The sequence below is a fragment of the Saccharicrinis aurantiacus genome, from assembly GCF_947489045.1.
In the GTDB taxonomy this organism is placed as follows: domain Bacteria; phylum Bacteroidota; class Bacteroidia; order Bacteroidales; family Marinilabiliaceae; genus Saccharicrinis; species Saccharicrinis aurantiacus.
The window spans coordinates 558,864-575,046 of record NZ_CANLCN010000001.1 but is presented as its reverse complement, the minus strand read 5'-3'; the positions used below and the strand labels follow the sequence as shown (position 1 = coordinate 575,046).

14 protein-coding genes are annotated in these 16,183 nt (G+C 34.6%); 5 read left to right on the top strand and 9 right to left on the bottom strand.

Annotated elements, in window-relative coordinates; genetic code table 11:
• Positions 1-643: 643 nt before the first annotated feature.
• From QMO11_RS02110 to QMO11_RS02085, 6 genes are all read right to left on the bottom strand, one after another.
• Positions 644-1,447, bottom strand: coding sequence for an SDR family NAD(P)-dependent oxidoreductase (locus QMO11_RS02110; protein ID WP_282035814.1), 804 nt, complete (start codon positions 1,445-1,447; stop codon positions 644-646).
• 14 nt (positions 1,448-1,461) lie between these two features.
• On the bottom strand, positions 1,462-1,917 hold the full coding sequence (locus QMO11_RS02105; RefSeq protein ID WP_282035813.1) for a hypothetical protein: 456 nt from the start codon (positions 1,915-1,917) through the stop codon (positions 1,462-1,464).
• A 69-nt stretch (positions 1,918-1,986) separates the two neighbouring features.
• A complete protein-coding gene (locus QMO11_RS02100) occupies positions 1,987-2,856 on the bottom strand; it encodes a radical SAM protein (protein ID WP_282035812.1) in 870 nt (289 codons plus the stop codon).
• A gap of 185 nt (positions 2,857-3,041) precedes the next feature.
• Positions 3,042-4,028, bottom strand: a complete 987-nt coding sequence (locus tag QMO11_RS02095) for a zinc-dependent alcohol dehydrogenase family protein (protein ID WP_282035811.1) — start codon at positions 4,026-4,028, stop codon at positions 3,042-3,044.
• A gap of 334 nt (positions 4,029-4,362) precedes the next feature.
• The gene (locus QMO11_RS02090) at positions 4,363-5,208 is read right to left on the bottom strand and encodes an enoyl-CoA hydratase/isomerase family protein (protein ID WP_282035810.1); all 846 of its coding nucleotides are present in this window, start codon (positions 5,206-5,208) and stop codon (positions 4,363-4,365) included.
• A gap of 18 nt (positions 5,209-5,226) precedes the next feature.
• Positions 5,227-5,565: a nuclear transport factor 2 family protein gene (locus QMO11_RS02085; RefSeq protein WP_282035809.1), complete on the bottom strand. Its 339-nt coding sequence runs from the start codon at positions 5,563-5,565 to the stop codon at positions 5,227-5,229.
• 160 nt (positions 5,566-5,725) lie between these two features.
• On the opposite strand from QMO11_RS02085, the gene QMO11_RS02080 reads away from it, so the two are divergent.
• Positions 5,726-6,412, top strand: a complete 687-nt coding sequence (locus QMO11_RS02080; RefSeq protein WP_282035808.1) for an endonuclease III domain-containing protein — start codon at positions 5,726-5,728, stop codon at positions 6,410-6,412.
• Between the two features lies 1 nt (position 6,413).
• On the opposite strand, the gene QMO11_RS02075 is transcribed toward QMO11_RS02080, so the two are convergent.
• Positions 6,414-7,265, bottom strand: coding sequence for an AraC family transcriptional regulator (locus tag QMO11_RS02075; protein ID WP_282035807.1), 852 nt, complete (start codon positions 7,263-7,265; stop codon positions 6,414-6,416).
• A 280-nt stretch (positions 7,266-7,545) separates the two neighbouring features.
• Here QMO11_RS02075 and QMO11_RS02070 point away from each other — a divergent pair, with 280 nt between their 5' ends.
• The 4 genes from QMO11_RS02070 to QMO11_RS02055 all read left to right on the top strand — a co-directional run bounded on the left by QMO11_RS02070 (position 7,546) and on the right by QMO11_RS02055 (position 10,921).
• A complete protein-coding gene (locus QMO11_RS02070) occupies positions 7,546-9,474 on the top strand; it encodes a hypothetical protein (protein ID WP_282035806.1) in 1,929 nt (642 codons plus the stop codon).
• Between the two features lie 94 nt (positions 9,475-9,568).
• Positions 9,569-10,123, top strand: a complete 555-nt coding sequence (locus QMO11_RS02065; protein WP_068472929.1) for an acetate uptake transporter — start codon at positions 9,569-9,571, stop codon at positions 10,121-10,123.
• A gap of 139 nt (positions 10,124-10,262) precedes the next feature.
• Positions 10,263-10,655: a YchJ family protein gene (locus QMO11_RS02060; RefSeq protein ID WP_282035805.1), complete on the top strand. Its 393-nt coding sequence runs from the start codon at positions 10,263-10,265 to the stop codon at positions 10,653-10,655.
• Between the two features lie 2 nt (positions 10,656-10,657).
• On the top strand, positions 10,658-10,921 hold the full coding sequence (locus QMO11_RS02055; RefSeq protein ID WP_282035804.1) for a hypothetical protein: 264 nt from the start codon (positions 10,658-10,660) through the stop codon (positions 10,919-10,921).
• 191 nt (positions 10,922-11,112) lie between these two features.
• Here QMO11_RS02055 and QMO11_RS02050 read toward each other — a convergent pair whose 3' ends face one another.
• Positions 11,113-12,696: a RagB/SusD family nutrient uptake outer membrane protein gene (locus tag QMO11_RS02050; protein ID WP_282035803.1), complete on the bottom strand. Its 1,584-nt coding sequence runs from the start codon at positions 12,694-12,696 to the stop codon at positions 11,113-11,115.
• Positions 12,697-12,707: 11 nt separating this feature from the next.
• On the bottom strand, positions 12,708-16,118 hold the full coding sequence (locus QMO11_RS02045) for a SusC/RagA family TonB-linked outer membrane protein (protein ID WP_282035802.1): 3,411 nt from the start codon (positions 16,116-16,118) through the stop codon (positions 12,708-12,710).
• Between the last annotated feature and the right edge of the window lie 65 nt (positions 16,119-16,183).

Sequence of the window (16,183 nt, the reverse complement as noted above, 5' to 3'; positions counted from 1 at the left end):
TTAGAAATTGGGAAAGAATTCTCTGTATCTCAATAAATAAGTATGAGAACTACACAACAAAAAACTTCCTAGTCTAAATATAGAGATTAATATTTATTACAGAAGCTGAAAATTTAAATTCTAATTGGTCAACACTTTTCTAATACTCATTTTTTTACCGAAAGAAAAAATACGCATAGGCTTTATATAGAAAGAACCTAGAGGATAAAAATCGGAATATAAAATAGAATAAGATCTGTCGTTTGAATAAACATCATCAGGTTGGTAATCCTAACTAAATGAACTCGAGGTGCGAAATATCCGATTTACGAAGGAGATTAATTACTAGAAACTTACTATGAAAGATTAGTGTCCATTTACAAGTTTAATGGATTTAAAGCTCACTTAACAATAAATAATATGGAGAACGATTCTATAGGTTTGATGAAAAAACAATCTTGAGAAAAAAAAATTCAAAAATCAAATTGAAGTTGTTTAAGGTTGTAGGAGACATTTGAAAAAATCAAGGTGTTACCCGAATATTTTCTATACAACTTTAAACAACTTCATTAACAAATACTGTAAAAACCTTTTTTATTGAAAACTCTAAAAGAACTGCTTACGATTAACTAAAAGATATCCATTTAAGTAAAATCAAAATCCTTTAAGCCGTTAACTTAAATATTACTTCTTCTATTGCATCAACCACCTCTTTACACATTGATGAATTTAATGCATCGGGATGTGGCGTGGCAAAATAACCCGTATCATTATCAAAATATTTACCCGAAGCTTGGGCAAATTCATCAGAAAGAGCAGCCCGGCAAAGAATATCTGCTCCAACACTAAGATCAGATCCACTAATTCCATATGATTCTCGAACCATTTTACTTCCCAATAGAGACTTTGGATTAACGGAAACAATAATTGGCCCGCTGCCTTTCAATTTCTGTACCATATCGTTACTCCACATAATTAACGCTAATTTACTCTGTGCATAAGCACTATTATGCGATAGTTCAATCTCCCCTAGAATAGCCTTGGTGCTAACTGGAGCCTGTGCAGCTGACGAAACATTAACAACCCTTCCTTTATTCCCCAGTAAGGGTAATAATAGTTTTGTTAGTAAATAAGGTGCAACACTATTAACCAAAAAGCGTTTATCCATACCTTCAGGCGTGATGGGAGATGGTATTTTTAATACTCCGGCATTATTAACTAAAGCATCTAATTTCTGATGTCTTTTAATCACCTCGCGAGCTAAATTATTCACCTCTGATAAATTTGAGAGGTCGGCTAAGTAACTTTCTACAACACCACCTTCGGCCACAAGCATCTTTTCTACTTGTACCAATTTTACTGCATTACGCCCATGCAAAAGAACTCGATAACCTTTTAAAACCAACATTCTTGCTGTTTCTAAACCAATACCGTCTGTACTTCCTGTAACTAATATTGTTTTTTGCATACTGTTAATATTTGTCATTTACTTACCGTTATCTCGTTAAAACCTAGATAATACATAATGGTTCGTACTAAAATTATTAATGAGAGCTTTTCTACACTATAATCAATCCCCAAAATATGGGCAGGTTCACCACAGGCGCAATCGATATACTTATTAAAAACTTCTTCGAGTATATTACGACTTATTACTGTTTCTTCCTCAACGCTTAACATCTCGGCAAGAACGGAATTGTTGCAAATTAATGTTTCGTTATTATTTCTAAGTTCTTTATGCTTACTAAACTCTATCTCAATATTCTCAAGAGCTCTTTCTATTTCGGCACTATTTGGGTATTCGCTCGAAAAATAGGTATTTGTAACATAGGCCGATCCGGTATTACAAGAAATATCATTTTCTATGGCACCTCTAAATAAAAATTGAAGTGTGTTATTCTCTATTTTAACTTCTCTAATGGTTTTATTTTCTTTCATATTATTTGATTTAAGCTTATTCTGATTAAAAAAAAATCTAATCAGTAAATTTAGTTTAGTGCGTATTTCTTACCATGAATAGGTAACAATGGTTTCATCTCTGCCGGCCTCTTGCTCAATTGCATTGTTTACAGTATTGAGGAATCCAATCTTATTATTTGGAAATTGACCTTTTAAAGAAACTTCGTTGTTACCGTGATCTCCCCAATAAAAAGTACTAAAATTTAGATTCTCTAACATGTATTTTTCCTCCTCCAGTACTTGTCTTTTACTTGGTAAGGTAAACTCTCCCCTATCCAACTGGGCTTCTAATTCTGTTCCTGGTTGCACCGCAAGCGCCATTGGGGCAAGTTCTTCAGGCTGTAAAATATTGAGTAACTTTGTTGTTTCTACAATGTGCTCCTTTGAACGCTCTTTACCGCCTAATCCGAAAATTATAGATACCAATACTCTAATACCTGCCTCTTTCGCCTTAGCTGCTCCTTCAATGGCCTGCTCAGGTGTCATACCTTTTTTTACATCTTCTAAGACTTTAGCATCGCCAGACTCTAAACCAACATAAGCCATTGTTAAACCAGCTTCTTTTATAAGTTTGAGTTGCTCAACTGTTTTACGCCTGAAATCATTATACTGACTGTATAGAGATATCTTTCTGGTTGAAGGAAACAGTTCTTTAATCTTTTTAATAATGCTTACTATGAACTCTGTTTTCATCACCATCACATTACCATCAATTAAAAAAAACTCTTCCACATGTTTATACGTCCTTCGGGCTTCTTCAATATCCTCATAAATATCCTCTAATTTTCGTGCGCGAAACTTTTTGTCGCGAAACATATCACAAAACGTACATTTATTATGAGAACATCCAATTGTAGTTTGTATCAATAAACTGTTCGCTTCCATCCATGGTCGATATATTTTTCCTTCGTATTCCATCTTCAGTAGTATTTTTTAGGTAATTCAATTAATCATCAACAACACAAAATTAGTTTATAGAGTTGCCTTATAAGAAGTAAGAAATTAGGTGATTTTAGTAAAAAACAAAGTTTTGGCCTTTTGTGATGAATCCTCACAGCGAAGTGCGCAAAACTTTGTTTTACTTTTTTAGCCAATACTTACTATTAATTTTCAACCACAACTTTACCAATGGCTTTCCCACTCAATAAGTGTGCGTATGCTGCTCCAACATCCTCAAGCTTAAATGACTTTTGATCAACTACAGGCTTCAAATTCTCTTGCTCAATTATTTTGGTTAAAGTGCGTAGTATCTGCCCATGCTTTTCTCTTTTAAAATTATGCAACATTGGTATTAGCATAAAAACAACATGCAATGAAGCTCCTTTAAAATGTGCCATGGTAAGATCTGCTTCACATAACGCTAATGTGGTAGATATTTGACCATTTAAAGCTACTGCATTGAACGAATTAGCTAGATTAGTTCCACCAACGGTATCAAAAACAATATCAAAACCTGAGGCTCCAGTATATTTGTTCACATAATCTTCTACCTTTTCTTCCTTAAAGTTAATGGCAGTTGCGCCAAGCTTTTCTATTAATAAAGATCTATCACCTCCTGCATCTGTTGCATATACATCTGCACCAAAGTACTTAGCCAGCTGTACGGCCACATGACCAACACCACCTGAGCCTCCATGTACCAAAACCTTTTGTCCCTTTGAAATACCTGCGCGAGTTAAACCTTCAAATGCAGTTATTCCAACCAAAGGTAAAGCTGCTGCCTCTTTCATCGACAAATTCTTTGGTTTATGCGCTATTAACTTACTATCTGCCACAATAAAATCAGCCAAAGCTCCTTGCAAGTCAGCTAATCCTCCGGCACAACCATAAACTTCGTCACCTACTGAATACGCTTCCACATCATCACTCACTGCCTCCACTGTTCCTGAAAAGTCCATTCCTAAAATGGCAGGTGCCTGAGGTGATAAAGGTAAATTGCTCCCCATGGTGCGAATCATAGTATCAATAGTATTTACACTTGATGCGGCAATCTTAATTAAAACATGACCTTCTTTTAAACCTGGTTTATTTACTTGCTCTAATTCAAATACTGCATCTTCACCATATTTGTTAATTACCATTGCTTTCATAATGACCTTATTATTTTATATTTATTCTTAAATTGTTTTAAACTAAATACACCACAAAATTACATCTACAATGCCCCTAAAACATGTAATAAAAAATGAGCTTTTAGTAAAAAACAAGGAATGTATACGCTAACTATAATAAACGTTGCTATTTTGTTTAGTTACACTGTTATAAATGATTAACGTGAGTGTTAGTAATACTCTGTAAATTTAAAAAGGCGGATAAACTACTTTTAAGAAATAGAATCATCCGCCATGCTAACCCACAATAATTTAAAAAGTTTGTACTCAGAAAGCTCATACACTCCCTAATTACAGATATCTTATGGATATATTACTTAATATCTTGTAAATCCATTAACATGCTTTCCCAATTCTTTTGATTTTCAAGATCGAATTGTGCCCCATTTTCATCAGCAATGGTAAAACGCTTAATGGCAGGAGTTTTACTTGTAGCCTGAAATAATTGATAAGCCTCTTCTCTTAACGCATCAGCAATTGGCAAATCAATTGAGGCATAAACGGCTCGCTTACATGCTTCTATTGATTCTGCCGGAAATTTAGAAATACGTTCGGCCAAAGCATCAACATACGGACCTATTTCATCCGGATCGAGAGCTTTGTTTATGGTACCAAACTTTTCTGCCTCATCGGCATCCCAATCCTTAGCTCCCAAAATAATTTCAAGTGCTTTACCGAGTCCAGCTTGTCGAGCCATACGAGAAGCTCCACCACCGCAAGGAAGTATTCCCATACCTACTTCCATTTGCATAAATTTGGCCTTACCTCTTGCTGCGAAACGCATATCGCAAGCCAATGCAAATTCGTGCCCACCGCCACGTGCAAAACCTTCAATTTTGGCAATCGTAGCTTGTGGAAGGCTACTAATTCTTTCTAAAATAGCTTGTAAATCGAGCAACTTAACTTCTGCTCTTGAAACAGCCTCTTGAGACATATCTCTTAATAGATTGGTATCATAATGGCAAACCCAAAATCCTGGATTTGACGATTCAAAAACTACTACTTTTACACTTCTATCTCTTTCTAGTCTGAGGGCTAAACTGCTTAAATCAGCTAACATCTCCTGACCTTGAACATTTACCGGACCATAGTTAATAGTTACGGTTAAAATAGCATCTTTTTGCTCAGCTGTAAATGTTTGAAAATTCTTGTAATCCATGATTAAAATATTTAAAGGTTAATTAATAATTCCGGCGAAAGTATGACACTTAATTTTTCCATCAACAACATAGTATGTGTCGGTGCAGAACTCTACATTTAAGTGCTCATTCTTCCCTTGCCAAACTAAATAGACAATGTTGTTATGTGTTTCTTGCTTTATGGTTTCAATTTTAAAACCATCCATCTTTGAAAGTAAGTCTTCGTAAAATTCTCTTATTTGAGATACACCTAAATAGGTTTTTTCTGGTGTAATAAAAATGGCATCTTCATGGTAATCCTTCATAACATTTTCGGGATCCAAAGTATACACCGCACTTATGTGCTTTTCGAAAACTTCTTGTGCATTTTTCATCATAAATAAGTGTTATTGTTTATATTACAAACTTACGGAAGAAGCACCGTTAAGCTCTGGTATAAAAAAAGTAGTAATTAGTAAAAAACTAAGATTCGATAAGGTAAATCTTGGAGTATGCTTAAGACTCATTTATACAACAACCTGAAGTATCAATTTAAACATGGAGAAAAATAGACTGACAAATAAACAATTAGCACACATTTTCGACATCTTAGGTGCGCAGTATGGTGAAAGTATTTTAAGAACTGGCTGGCGCGGCAATAAATCGTGGTGGCAGGCTAACTCTGCATTGGAATTAATGGTAGGTTCTATTCTTGTACAAAATACCAATTGGAAAAATGTGGATCAAGCATTGGGCAGGTTTAGTACGCCTATTTCACCACAGTTCTTTTTAACTGTTTCACTAGAAGAGATTGCTGAAGTTATTCGTCCAGCCGGTTTTCAAAACCAGAAGGCCCAAAAACTAAAAGCTTTATTTGAGTGGTTTAGCACATACAATTTTGATGTTAACCAAGTAACATCAAAAAACAAAGAGGTACTAAGAAAAGAATTACTTGCCATTCATGGTATTGGTAACGAAACAGCTGATGCCATGTTAGTATATGTTTTCAATAAAACCTCATTTGTAATTGATGCCTACGCACGGCGTATTTTTACTCGAATTGGTTTTGCTGTTCCTAAAAGTTATACTGCATTTCAACAGATGATTGAAAACGCCATTTTATGCGATGTGCCAACGTATGATTATTACCATGGTTTAATAGTGGAGCATGCAAAAGACTATTGTACTAAAATACCTAAATGTGATCATTGTCCATTAGTGAAATACTGCAATAAAAATATATAGGCTATACATTCAAGTGCTGTTCACATCTATATGCTCCTGCCGTCATCCCTTTATAGGCTATAAAAGTTTTATCAAGATGGCTGCTATCGCTAAATCCAAATTCAGATGCTATTTCTAGAAGTGTTAAATCAGTATATTTCAATCGAGTTTCTCCGAGCTTTATTTTATAATTGAGTATATACTTTTTTAAAGTGATATCCATTTGCTTTTTAAAATACTGCCCAATATAATTTTCAGATACATTAAACTGATTGGCTAGTTCTTTAAGTGTAAGCAACTCTGAATGATAAATATTGGCGTGAATATAATTTATAATTTCCTGAATTTTCGAAGATGGTGTTTTTGAAGAAACATAACTTACATTCCTTGATATTATATGCAGAATTGAATTCAGCATATTCTTTATAATTATTTTATCTCCATGAGTATTATTATATTCCTCATTCATTACAGATAATAAAGAATAAAGGCTACCCTCCTCTCCCTTGGTATTTATTTCTACACTCGCAGTTCTGTTTGTACTATATAATAAAATCTCAATTTTCTTAAACCACTCTATTCGTTCTGCCGTATCAGTATTGGCATTTACATTCGCAAAAAAGCTTTTTAAGAACTTAATGGTTGAAACTGATGTGGGTGTATTTACCTCAAATGTATACTTATCGTTGGGTACAAATATAAAGAGCTGTTTAGCACTGTACGGAACATTATGCCCATTGATACTTAACAGTCCTTCTCCTTCTTCAATAAACAAAATTTCAAAAAACCTTATGGGTGCATATTTGCAATCTTTAAAAAAGGTTTCTTGTTTATAATTCTGAATAACTATATTTTCAAAAATAGATCTAGGCATACAAATTTGTATATTTAACGCTTTATAGTATGTATATTACACAAATATAAAACATAGCTACTTTCTTACCTAATTATAAGGTATAATGGTAATAAGGTTATAACATTTCTTACACATGCAACAAACCTAACGTAATATCAAAAAGAGCATGAAAAAATAGCCTTATAGTAAATAGAACAACAATTGGATTACACTGATTTAATATATTTAAGAAATTTACGGATGTACTTATCCGATAATTAGGTATTTTTGTTTCTTTGATAAAAAAGCAAACCTTATTTTGAGAATAAATCTCTTATTTATATTAACCTGTATTTGTGTTCTATTTGGCACCCATGCTAAAGCTCAGAATAAGGATACCATCAGAGTGGCATACAATCAGATGATGATTTGTGCAGACACTATATATTTTGGAGTTAGCGATTCTATAGTTATTTTACCGCAGAATGAACGCTATAAGCTACAACGTAATTTCTTACTCAGAAGTAATGTTTACTATGAGAAACGCCCAAAGAAAAAAAAGCAGATTGAAGAACGGATAGATCAATATCATAAGCTTTGGAGAGGTGCCTATAAAAACGATACCAAAGAAAAAGAATACACGGCTTCTCAGCATTACTTTGAGCAATTTAAAGGAAAAGTAATTCGGAATATTTCTTTTAAGCAAGTTGAAATGTTTAACGGAACAATTACTGATACTGCAAGATATTCTTTATCAAGAATTGGACAGGAATTAAAGAAAAATCACATAGCAACAAAAACCAATGTTATACGTAATAATCTGCGTTTTGACGAGAATGATAAAATAAATCCTTGGCAAATGGCAGAGAACGAAAGACTTCTGCGTCAACTAAATTATATTGAGGATGCCAGAATTGTAATTCACCAGAATAACCTACTATCTGATAGTGTTGATATTGAGGTTATCACAAAAGACATACTCCCATACGATATTTCGATAAAAACTAATGGAACAGATGAATTCTCTATTTCTCCTAACATGAGAAACTTTATGGGTTTAGGCCATTACATTGAACTTGGTGCACATCACAAGATTAATGAGAGTCCGGATTTGGGTTACAGTTACAAGTATTTGGCACGCAATATTAGTGGTACTTTTATTGATGCTGGACTTTCTAGAATTTATAATTACGAAAAAGATAACCTGGAATTGCTAGTTGAGCGGCCTTTTATAACTACTGATATGGAATTGGGTGGTGCCATCTCCTACATAGATAAAAAAGAAACATTGAAACATGAGTACGATGGAATTGATTCAGTTTATCACACTCCGTATAAAAGCAAAGTTTATGATGCATGGCTTGGTAAAACGTTTTTATTTTCTTCAACCGGAAACAACCCGAATTTAAGCATTTCAACCCGTTACTTTCAACAAAATTATAGTGAGCGTCCTTTTGTTTCAGCAGATTCTAATTACATCTTTCACGATTGGAATATGTCGTTATCAACTGCAATGCTTCAAAAAATTAACTTTTTTAAAGCCCGAAAAGTACAAGGTTTTGGTATTACGGAGGATATTCCTGTTGGTTACCGAATTAAAGCAACAGGTGGATATATGTGGAACCAGTATTACACTAGGCCATATATTGGTGTTGATTATGCAATGCAAATGGTTAGACCGAAAAAAGGTTTGTTAGGTTTAAATATTGAGGCTGCTAGTTTTTACAACAATGGGGCTGCGGAAGATGTATTTATGAAAATACGTACTACCTATATTAGTCCATTATTAAAAGTTGGAAATTCAGATTACAGACACTTTTTATTCGTTAACCTCAATACACTCCATAATAGTAGGTACTATCAATTATTGCGTTACAGTAATAATATTATTAGGTTTAAAGATCACGAAATTAAAGGTGAAAGTTATCTTTCTTTAGAATACAGACCTACTTTCCATATTCCTTACCAAGTAATTGGATTCAATTTTTCCCTAACTCCATTTACCGATATTGGCCTAATCTCGGATGATGATTTTCTTGAAGGAAAAATAGATGTGGTATCGGTACATGGTTTAACGCTCAGAATAAAAAATGAGAGTTTAGTAATTCCAACATTCGAAGTGGACTTGAAATTCTACCCTAAATACAATCGTGATAAATCAAGCTTCATTGTAAACTTTACTTTTAGAGACACTAATTTACTCGAAGATTTATTTTCGCCTAAGCCTGAATTAATTAAATCATGGTAATACTATTTTTTAAACACTTTTTAACACTTTTGTGCTTGAGTAGCTTAATTGCAAAACGTACTTTTGCCGGCTGATAATTTTAAAGAAACTTATAATGAAAAATGGAAATCCAGCAGTAGTTGGTTTAGCAGGCTTTGGTTTAACAACCTTACTTTTACAAATTCATAATTTAGGTTTAATGGGACATGGTCCTGTTTTAGCTATGGGTATTATATTTGGTGGTTTAGCACAAATGATTGCTGGCTTTCAGGAACAAAAAATGGGCAATAACTTTGGTTATAGTGCATTTGTTGGTTACGGATCTTTTTGGATTGGACTAGGTATTATATGGATATTAAACCACTTTGATGTTTATAAATCAAGTGGAACAGATGTAGGTTACTACCTTGTTGCGTGGACTTTATATACTGTAATTCTATTTATTGCATCCTTAAGAATTAGTAAAGCTATGGCTTTTACTTTTGCCACTTTATTAATCGGATTCATTTTATTAGACCTTGAACACTTTGGTTTCCCTGAATTAGGTACACTAGCTGCAATTGATCTTATCATTTGTGCATTAGCTGCGTGGTATATGATGGCTGCAATTATTATTAATGATGTTGCAGGCAAAACGATTATTCCTGTAGGAGGAAAAGTTATTCAGTAAATAATACCAAATGCATTATTGAATGATTGATAAATAAATTAGATGATGTTTTTGGTATAATTCACCACTCATATATTAAAGCTGCTTATTCCCATCAAGCAGCTTTTTTTATGCTCTAAAAATTATATATTTTTACCAGATGAAAAAGTGTTATTGTGGTTCAAACCAAGCATTCGAAGAGTGCTGCCAAGCTATAATTAACGGTACAGCTAAAGCAAATACATCAGAAGCCTTGATGCGATCAAGATATACCGCTTTTGTAATAGCCGACATCAACTATTTAATGAACTCTCATCATAAATCTACGCGCCCTACCAAAGAACGCAAGAGCATTTTAAAATGGACTAAATCAGTTAATTGGATCAGCCTGAATATAATTAGTACCAAAAGTGGTACTGAAAACGATACCGAGGGCTGGGTTGAATTTAAGGCTGCATTTACCGAGAATAACCAAATACAGGACATTCATGAAAACTCCTATTTTGTGAAGGAAAACAATACATGGTATTATAAATCAGGAGATCATAAATAATTATGAATATTGCACCACAAACATTCGACTTGTCCTCAAGGGTTAAGCTTGAACAATTATCTAGTACCGAAATAAGCATCGTTAAAAAAGTTAAAAGCAGAATCATTAAAAAGGATGCCCTCAAGATTATTGATATTGCCAATAAAATTAGATCTCATAACCCAGAAATAAAAGTTAGTCTATCGTGTACAAATAACATTTGTTCTAAGTCTGTAAACTTACTTGAAGAGAATCAAATTAAAGTAAATTCAAACCTTATATACTAAGAACGTTATTTAATGATATTTTGAAAACGGCATTAGTTTTATTTAAAGCGACACCTGTTGAAATCAAATAACTCACACATCACCATATACCTTTAAGGATCTTAACAAACTAGCAGAAAACAAACACCTTGAATAAATAAAAAGAGGAACTGCATTTCTGCGAGTTCCTCTCCGTTAGGGTTATTATTTTTTTAATATACAGGAGGAGTTGGCACTGGCTCATCAGGATAAGTGGTTAAAGAACCACCTGATGCCCCTGTTTCTACTTGGCTAATTGGTATGTAATAATCTTTATCATCCCAAGCATCAGGATATAAAGCACCCATTACTTGAGCAGCTCTTCCTGTTCTAACTAAATCGTACCAACGGTCGCCTTCTCCGGCAAGTTCGCAACGTCTTTCGTACCACAACACCTCTAATGGGTTTGGGAAACGATCAGGATAAGCAATCATTAACTCATCAACACTCATACATTTTGAGGCATCACCCCCTCCAACGTGAGCCACACGCAAGTCATCGATTAAGCGTTTTGCTTCAGCCTCATCGCGAGTTGATCCTCGTAAGTGACATTCTGCTAGCAACAGATAAATTTCACCATAGCGAATTAATCGCTCATTACCTGGACGGTTTCGTATCAAATTACCCACTACAGTGTATACACTTTGATTCCAATTTACATATTTACCTTGCTCTAAACCTTCAAAATCTTCAGGGTTATAGGCCCCTGTTTCCCATGATACATCATGCCCTTCTTCGTTAGGCTTGGTAACCAAATCATCGTAGGTTAGTAATGCTGTACTTCTTCTCACAGCATCCTCTTCTAAAAAGTAATCGTACAAATTCATTTGAGGAACCCACAATCCCCAACCGGCAAGTACATCTGGATGATCTCCTAAATTTCGAGGACCACAAAACATAACCCAATGGTTTCCTAATTGATAATTACCTGATTGCGTAGAACGTTGTATCTCAAAAATACTTTCATTATTATTTTCTGCCTGTGGTGCAAATAAGCTTGCATAATCATTACTTAATGTATAGTGCGCTTTCATTACCTCCTGTAATAAAGGTATTGCTTTATCAAAAATACTCTTATTATCGTTATCCCAATCGGCCCAATACATATAGGTTTTAGCTAATATGGCTTGGCCAGAGGCTTGAGTTAATCTACCTACCATTTCATCCGGATGTTTAGTAACGAGCAATGGGATAGCCTCTAACAAATCTTTCTCAATTTGTTTATTTACATTCTCTCTGGTATCTCTAGTAAATTCGAAATTATCAGGATAATTTGTTTCTAAACTAATAAAGCATGGGCCATAAGTACGCAATAAATCAAAATGAAACCAAGCCCGTAATACCTTTGCCTCAGCCTTATATAATCGAGCCAATTCACTATCGTACTCTGCATTTATTAATAAATTTGCACGATAAATACCTGTATATGATCTGCTCCACAAACCTGCTGACACATAGTTAACATCGGTATTAGTAAAGTCTTCGAGGCGCTGCATATCAGCCTGATCATTTGCATTACCGCCTCCTGTTTTTGCATTATCAGATCTAATTTCTCCGAAAGGAACATAATGAGCTAAAGCATTATCAATTTGTATGGCATTATAAACAGCCATTAAGGCATTAAACATTTGCTCATCGCTTTGATAGTAGCCCTCTTCTGTACTACCCATAATTGGCGAGTTAGTTAAAAACTCATCAGAACATGCCGAAAATAAAATGGCAAGGCATGAACATAAATATATTATCTTTTTCTTCATCTTATTTACAATTAAAAGTTAACAGTTAGCCCTACTCTAGTTGTTCGAGCTTGTGGATAAATAGATCTATCAAGTCCTGTAGTTAGCACATCATCTTCCATTGCACCAACTTCAGGATCGAAGAAAGGATACTTGGTAAATATGGCTACATTATCCATCGCAACACTAAATCGCACATTTGATAGTTTAACTTGATCTGTCCAGGCTTTTGGTAATGTGTACCCTAGCTCAAGGGTCCCAATTTTAAGATAAGAAGCATCGTACATAAATATATCAGACGGCTTTTGAAAATTTCCATTTGCTAAACGAGGAAAATTGGTATTATCGCCTTCTTTCTGCCAAGCATCATTATAAAAAGTTGGTAGGTTAACATCTCCATATAATTCAGAGCGATAATGACAAGCCATTACATCTAAATCAGCTTTACCTGTTATAAACATTGAGAAATCAATCCCTTTCCATCCCGCATTAAGGTTTAATCCATAGGTCCACTTAGGCCATGGATTACCTATATCTGTTCTGTCATTATCAGTAATGCCACCCTCACCATCAGTATCCTTATAAATAAGGTCTCCTGGTTTAGCATTTGGCTGAATTAAGGTACCATCGCTATATTTATAATTGTCAATTTCTTGTTGATTTTGGAATACTCCTAGAGTTTTATATCCATAAAAATATCCCATTGGCTTGCCCACTTCCATTCTTGTAGTATATTCAGCATTAGTTCGCCATTGACCTCCATCAATAAAACCATTTTCATTACCTACTGCCACTACTTCATTCTTTAAATAAGATGCATTGGCAGAAACACCAAAGTCTACTTCTCCTATTTTAGTTCTGTACGTCACCTGAAATTCAAGTCCTTTATTGCTAACCTCGCCAATATTATAATATGGAATATCATTACCTCTAATATCTTCCATAATTGGTGTAAGTAGTAGATCTTTTGTATTCTTGGTGTAATAATCAATATTACCTCGTAGCTTACCGCCGTAAAAAACCATATCTACCCCAACATTGAATTGCTCACTAGTTTCCCAACGAACATTTTCATTAATCAAGTTTTGAGGAGCAGAACCTGGCAATATAGTTGTATTGGTTCCTAACATATAAAAATAATCATTGCTGATAATAGATGTATATGAAAATGGATCGATGGCCTCATTACCATTTTGGCCCCAACTTGCACGAACTTTAAGTACATCAAAGTTTGCCAAATCCCAAAAATCCTCATTACTAATATTCCAACCGGCACTTACACCTGGAAATACAGCATATCTGTTATTAGGCCCAAAATTGGTTGAACCATCACGACGAACAACAACTTCAGCCATATACTTATTTCTATAATCGTAACTTACACGACCAAAAATAGATGCCAAAGCATGCATTGCATTAGCCTTACCTGTGTTTGTTGCCGTTGCAACATCTCCAGCATCAAGGTACCACCAATTTGGATTATTCTCAGCCTCGAAACCAGGTAGTTTCTGCCTACTACCACCCATTTGAGCATAGGTATTTTCTGAGGCTGTAGTTCCTAATAATCCGCTCAGATTATGATCTCCAAAAGAGTGAGAGTAAGTAATTGTATTTTCCCATTGCCAGAATGTATTTCTACTACTGTTTTGAGAAATTTCATTAAAATTATTTACCTGTGATGGTCTGTGATTATAAGCTGGAGTATATTTCTTATTACTATTGTTACTAATATTTGCTGCAAAATCAGTTTTTATAATCAAATTTTTAATGGGCTCTATTTGAAGATAGGTGTTACCATACAGGCGATCCGTTTTATTTTCTCGGTTACCATCTTGAACTTCCATAAAATGAAGTGGATTCCACATACGTGTTGCATTACTAGCAGTAACCCCATATCCTCTTTCATCATAATTTGGGTAATCAGGAAAGGCAGTTCCAGGGCCTGCATGAGGAGGAGTGGTTGGATCCATCATAAAAGCGTAACCTGCAGTATTGTATCCATTCACACCCATTGAAATACTAGCTTTATCAATGTGCTGCACATTCATATTTGCTCCTACGGTTAACCACTCTTTTACATTATGAGTTGTATTAACTCTTGCACTATATCTTTTAAAGTAAGAATTATCACCACCAATAATTCCATCCTGATCTCTATAACCAATAGATAATAAGGTACTACCTTTATCGCTCCCAAAGGTTGCTGTTATATTATGCTCCGTTACCTTGGCTGGCTCTGTAACTTCATCAAACCAATTGGTATTTATAGATGGATCAAGTGATTGAATCCAATCAGGATAGGCTCCAACTTGATCAGGATTATCATTATCGTGAAATTGTTTTACCATATTGATATACTGATCTGAGTTCATCATATCAGGCACATGGTAGGCATTCTGTACTCCATAAAAACCATCATAAGTTAAAGTCGATTGGCCTGCCTTACCTTTTTTTGTTGTAATTAAAATAACTCCATTAGCGGCACGAGCTCCATATATTGCTGCTGAAGTCGCATCTTTAAGAACCTCCATGCTCTCTATATCGTTAGGATTAACCGCATTCATATCGCTCATTGGCAATCCATCAATAATATAGAGTGGATTTGAATTACCGTTGGTACCTACTCCACGAATGTTAACTTGCGGAGAAGCTCCTGGTTGACCGGATACTGGTGAAACAATTACACCTGCTGCTCTACCATTAAGAGCTGAATTAATATTGGAGGGTTTACTTTGTACTAAATCTTCAGAACTCACACTACTGATAGAACCTGTTACCACACTCTTCTTTTTAACCCCATATCCTACTGCGATTACCTCTTCCAAACCTACTGCATCTGGCGACAGAGTAACATCTATTTTTGTTTTCCCGCTAATTGAGATTTCTTGAGTTTGCATCCCAACAAATGAAATCACTAGAACCTCATCTCCTGATAAATTAGATATCGTATACTTACCGTCGATATCAGTAATGGTACCTGTTGTTGTACCTTTAATTTGTATGGCTACACCTGGCAATGTTGCTCCTGTATCATCTTTCACAATACCGGTAACAGTAACATTATTTTCTTGTTGAGCTAAACTTATATTTGCCGCATTTCTAATAATCACTGTTTTATCCTCAACCTCATATTCGAAACCTTCCGGTACCAAATAATCATCTAGATATTGATAAACTGTTACATTCTCAATATCTACATTTTGTTTATCTACTGTAGCAAACAAATTTGAGCGATACATAAATGTAAATTCACTTTGTTGCTCAAGGGCTTCTAACACTTCGTTAACACTAGCGTTATTTAAATTTACCGACAAGCGTGTATCCTGAGCATAGGTGCTCGCATCCACATTTATGTAGGCAGCTAGAATAAAAAAAAGAATAAATTTCATACGCAGATTTAGGGTACCTCCATTTGGAGGCAAATACTTTGATGTTTTTTTCATAGCTTTGCGCTGTTTTTAATTTAACACATTGGATTATAAACACTCAGAAGGTGTGATGTTGCCGC